Source organism: Candidatus Propionivibrio aalborgensis, assembly GCF_900089945.1.
Classification (GTDB): domain Bacteria; phylum Pseudomonadota; class Gammaproteobacteria; order Burkholderiales; family Rhodocyclaceae; genus Propionivibrio; species Propionivibrio aalborgensis.
The window spans coordinates 1-3386 of record NZ_FLQY01000173.1 but is presented as its reverse complement, the minus strand read 5'-3'; the positions used below and the strand labels follow the sequence as shown (position 1 = coordinate 3386).

Below are 3386 nucleotides of genomic sequence, written 5' to 3'. Positions count from 1 at the left end.
CCGCCATGGACGCGATTACCTACACCACCGTTCGTGCAAACCTTGCCAGCGCCATGGATCGGGTTTGCAACGACCACGAAGCTTTGATCATTACCCGCAACGGAGAACAGTCCGTCGTGATGCTCTCGCTCGAAGACTTCAATGCACTCGAGGAAACGGCTTACCTTTTGCGAACGCCCGCAAACGCCAAACGTCTACTTTCGGCAGCGGCACAACTGAACGCCGGTAGAGGCGTTGAGCGGAAGCTGGCAGAGTGAAGCTGATCTTCGCGGACGAAGCATGGGAAGACTACCTGTACTGGCAGAAGCAAGACAAGCGCATGGTTGAACGAATCAACAAGTTGATACGTGAGACACAGCGCGAGCCCTTTGCCGGCATAGGGAAGCCGGAGCCGTTGAAGCATGCGCTTTCCGGATACTGGTCACGCCGCATCACGGATGAACATCGCATTGTGTACAGGGTAGAGGAAGACGCATTGCTGATTGCTCAGTTGCGCTTCCATTACTGAGACGCTCAACGGTAGGCTCAGCGGGCTGATCGTCTGCCCGCTTGCGGTCAACGCTGCGCCTGCATTGCTACGCAGGCCGAAGGCGAATCCTCAACATCGGAATAGGCATCCTTCGAGAACCGTGGGGTACAAATGGCCAAGAAGACAAGGTCTTCAATTCCAGTATTGGTGATTCGTTGGGCACACTCGGGCGGAATGGTCACCACATCGCCTGGCGCCACCTCTTCAGGAGGCAATCCTCCGATTTCGACTCGACCCTTACCGTTCAGAATGACGTAGCGCTCAACCACACCCTCCAAACGATGAAGCCTCGTCTTCACTCCCGGCTCGACTCTCGCACGAGCGATCGAAAGGCCGGGATCATCAGCCGAATTCGATAGTTCCAGGATGAAGCAGCCCTCTTCAAAGAAGTACTCTTGCGACTCGTTGACTCGGCGGATATCTGGTTTCATCGTTCTTGCATTGGGAGCGGGGCCCGACGCTTGACGCGAGCGTCGGTAGGCGAAGTGAACGAACCCCGCTTGCCGGGCGTCCCTTCGACGGGATTGTTCGGCACCTGCGGGGACAAGCTATGCTGCTTGCAACAAGAACTCAACTTTCACCGCCTCAAACGGAAAGACAATACCGCCTCCTTCAACGCGTTCAAGTACACCAACATTCAACAACGCGGTCACATCGCTGTGCACGGCTTTGACGTCACGTTCAACACGCCGCGCGGCTTCGCGGATGGAGACAGGGCCTGCACCGCACAGAGCTTTGAGTAACTCCCAGCGCTTGGCCGTTAGCACTTTCCATAGCAGCTCAGGTGTTGCGAAGCTGATGTGTGCAGATTTTTGAGGTTTTCCGGTCTTCCAGCCATGCAGGAAGTCCCCCATGGATTCGCCGGGGGGGCGCACATCAAGCGTTACGGTTTTCATTGTTCCACCTCGCAATATCACGTTGGAAGTCATTGATCAGCTGCTCAGGAGTAGTGAAGCGATACACGCTTTCCTTCCCTTTGAAATGCTTGTGATCGCCCTTTCCCCCTTCGTTGTCGTAACGAAGAACGCACACGCTATCGACAACGTAGGCCAGCCTGTACTTGAACCGATGTGTTGAATCGGCCAGAGGCTTCGGTACTTGCCAAAGCGCCAACTCGGCAAAAGCTGTTTCAGAGTAGGTGATGCGGGTACGAACAAGCTGAGTTACTTTCATGTTGGAGACAATGCCAACATGCGCTGGTGTTGTCAATACACCCAACGTCTACCGGTTTGTAGCTGGAGCCGAACGTGCTAGCTCAGGGGCGCGGAGTCGGCTTGCCGGCGAAGCGTCCCTCTGGAGCGAAAGGTTGACACCAGCGCGGTAGTTCAAGGCTTAGGCGCCGCTTTGAGGGCGGTGACGTGCATTGCGTTTGGGCGGAAAGTACCACCATGCAGCGACTACCGCCAAGCCGAAGGCGGTGTACGAAACGGTGAACACCCAGAACGGCGCCTCGTAGTACAGGATGCGCTGAGCCCAGTGCTCGATGAAGCTTGCCGAGTAAGCGGCTTCGCCTGCCCTTTCACGAAGCCACGACTCGAGGCCTGTGAGCGGGCAGAGCTGGCCAAGCCAAGCCTGCAGCACGACAACACCGATGGCGGCCAAATGAACAACGCGAAACACCAGGTTGTTTACCCAGCGCCAACGAAGCAGGTTGCCAACGAGCACAGCGACCAAGCCGCCAACGACGAACACAACCACAGCGAAATGAAGCAAGAGCACTGCATCCGCAAGTAGGCGGTACGTGTGCTGGTCTTGCATTTACGGCGCCGAATAGTAGAAGTCACCGGCGCTGCGCGGCTTTATCGCGCAGCGTCCGTGTGGACTGCCGGGTCGGGCTATCTGTGCTTGAGCAAGTCATCAAGCGCGAGGCCGATGTCTTTGGCGATTTGACGGAGCAAGATTGGGGAAATGTCTCGACCTTGATGAAACGGCACGGTGGTGCAGCGGCCAGCGGCATCACGGAATTGCTTGTGGGAACCGCGCTGGCGAACTTCGGTGAAGCCGAGTCGGAGAAGAATGGCGATGACTTCACTGGGTTTGAGGACGGGAACATTGCCCATGGCTCAAGCTACAGCAACGTTTTGAACTCCAACGAACTCGGACTCAAGCGTGGGTTCTCCGTCTTCGAGAAGCATTGCAATAACGTCGTGCAAGTTGTGATTGACTTCGTCCAGTGTTTCCCCCTGAGAATGAGCGCCGGGAAAACCGGGAACGAAACCAACGAACAGGCCTGTTTGTGGGCACCGCTCAATTACTGCTGAATAGACTTTCATCGCTGGCTCCAGAATCACCTGAGAAGACGGATTATCGTTCTACGCTCTGCGATAGGCAACCCAAAGCGCAGCTTTGGGCCGTCCCTCTCGACGGAATCGTTGGGCATTTCTTAGAAATCTTCGGCGTCTGGGTATTGAGCCGGCGAATCGCCACCAGACGCGATGACGAGGGGGTACTTTACATCCTTCTGTGGTGGGTGAATTTCCTCCAGTGTGATTTCATGCCACCACTCGTCGCCATAATCAAACAAATATTCAAATCGCCCCTTCAGATTCAGAGGCAAGCTGTCAACGCGCGTGATGTCGGCCCTGTCGTCGGTTTCCGAATACGGACAACCGTAACGAAGAGCCCCAGCTAAGCGATTGCGACTGGTGGATGTAGGCCTACTGGAGAAGTAGAACGAGTAAAGGTGGTGATCGTCTCGATCAAACGCGACAAAAATTGCGTTGTGTAGAGTTGCCAAGGTTTGGTCTCCGCGAATAGCAATTTTTCGCCAGATTCGCTTCTGATGCTTGAGTGCGACCTTGAACACAAAAACCGAATTCACAGATGTAGCCATTGCTTAGTCCTGAAATGCCCAACG

At 55.3% G+C, this 3386-nt stretch carries 8 protein-coding genes; 3 read left to right on the top strand and 5 right to left on the bottom strand.

Annotation, left to right across the window (positions count from 1 at the left end; translation table 11 throughout):
* Both PROAA_RS09380 and PROAA_RS09375 read left to right on the top strand, forming a co-directional pair.
* On the top strand, positions 1-257 hold a 257-nt coding region (locus PROAA_RS09380), incomplete at its 5' end, for a type II toxin-antitoxin system Phd/YefM family antitoxin (protein ID WP_245664233.1).
* On the top strand, positions 254-508 hold the full coding sequence (locus PROAA_RS09375) for a Txe/YoeB family addiction module toxin (RefSeq protein ID WP_186411095.1): 255 nt from the start codon (positions 254-256) through the stop codon (positions 506-508). The genes PROAA_RS09380 and PROAA_RS09375, both read left to right, overlap by 4 nt.
* Before the next feature lie 47 nt (positions 509-555).
* Here the strand turns inward: PROAA_RS09375 and PROAA_RS09370 are convergent, their stop codons facing one another.
* The 4 genes from PROAA_RS09370 to PROAA_RS09355 form a co-directional block, all read right to left on the bottom strand.
* Positions 556-960 (bottom strand): cupin domain-containing protein, encoded by a 405-nt coding sequence (locus PROAA_RS09370; protein ID WP_186411094.1) that lies wholly within the window; start codon positions 958-960, stop codon positions 556-558.
* Between the two features lie 117 nt (positions 961-1077).
* Positions 1078-1425, bottom strand: coding sequence for an HVO_A0114 family putative DNA-binding protein (locus PROAA_RS09365; protein WP_186411093.1), 348 nt, complete (start codon positions 1423-1425; stop codon positions 1078-1080).
* Positions 1406-1702, bottom strand: coding sequence for a toxin-antitoxin system TumE family protein (locus PROAA_RS09360; RefSeq protein WP_186411092.1), 297 nt, complete (start codon positions 1700-1702; stop codon positions 1406-1408). The genes PROAA_RS09365 and PROAA_RS09360 overlap by 20 nt, the downstream gene beginning before the upstream one ends.
* A 159-nt stretch (positions 1703-1861) precedes the next feature.
* Positions 1862-2287 carry a DUF2784 domain-containing protein gene (locus PROAA_RS09355; protein WP_186411091.1) on the bottom strand — a complete coding sequence of 142 codons (426 nt, stop codon included), beginning with the start codon at positions 2285-2287 and terminating at the stop codon, positions 1862-1864.
* A 59-nt stretch (positions 2288-2346) separates the two neighbouring features.
* On the opposite strand from PROAA_RS09355, the gene PROAA_RS19115 reads away from it, so the two are divergent.
* Positions 2347-2790, top strand: coding sequence for a hypothetical protein (locus PROAA_RS19115; RefSeq protein ID WP_245664232.1), 444 nt, complete (start codon positions 2347-2349; stop codon positions 2788-2790).
* A gap of 122 nt (positions 2791-2912) precedes the next feature.
* Here the strand turns inward: PROAA_RS19115 and PROAA_RS09340 are convergent, their stop codons facing one another.
* Positions 2913-3350 carry a plasmid pRiA4b ORF-3 family protein gene (locus PROAA_RS09340; protein WP_186411088.1) on the bottom strand — a complete coding sequence of 146 codons (438 nt, stop codon included), beginning with the start codon at positions 3348-3350 and terminating at the stop codon, positions 2913-2915.
* Positions 3351-3386 lie beyond the last annotated feature (36 nt).

Bases quoted from the DNA above. Each gene is read 5' to 3' on its own strand.
- PROAA_RS09370 (WP_186411094.1), bottom strand. From the start codon at position 960: ATGAAACCAGATATCCGCCGAGTCAACGAGTCGCAAGAGTACTTCTTT.
- PROAA_RS09365 (WP_186411093.1), bottom strand. From the start codon at position 1,425: ATGAAAACCGTAACGCTTGATGTGCGCCCCCCCGGCGAATCCATGGGG.
- PROAA_RS09360 (WP_186411092.1), bottom strand. From the start codon at position 1,702: ATGAAAGTAACTCAGCTTGTTCGTACCCGCATCACCTACTCTGAAACA.
- PROAA_RS09355 (WP_186411091.1), bottom strand. From the start codon at position 2,287: ATGCAAGACCAGCACACGTACCGCCTACTTGCGGATGCAGTGCTCTTG.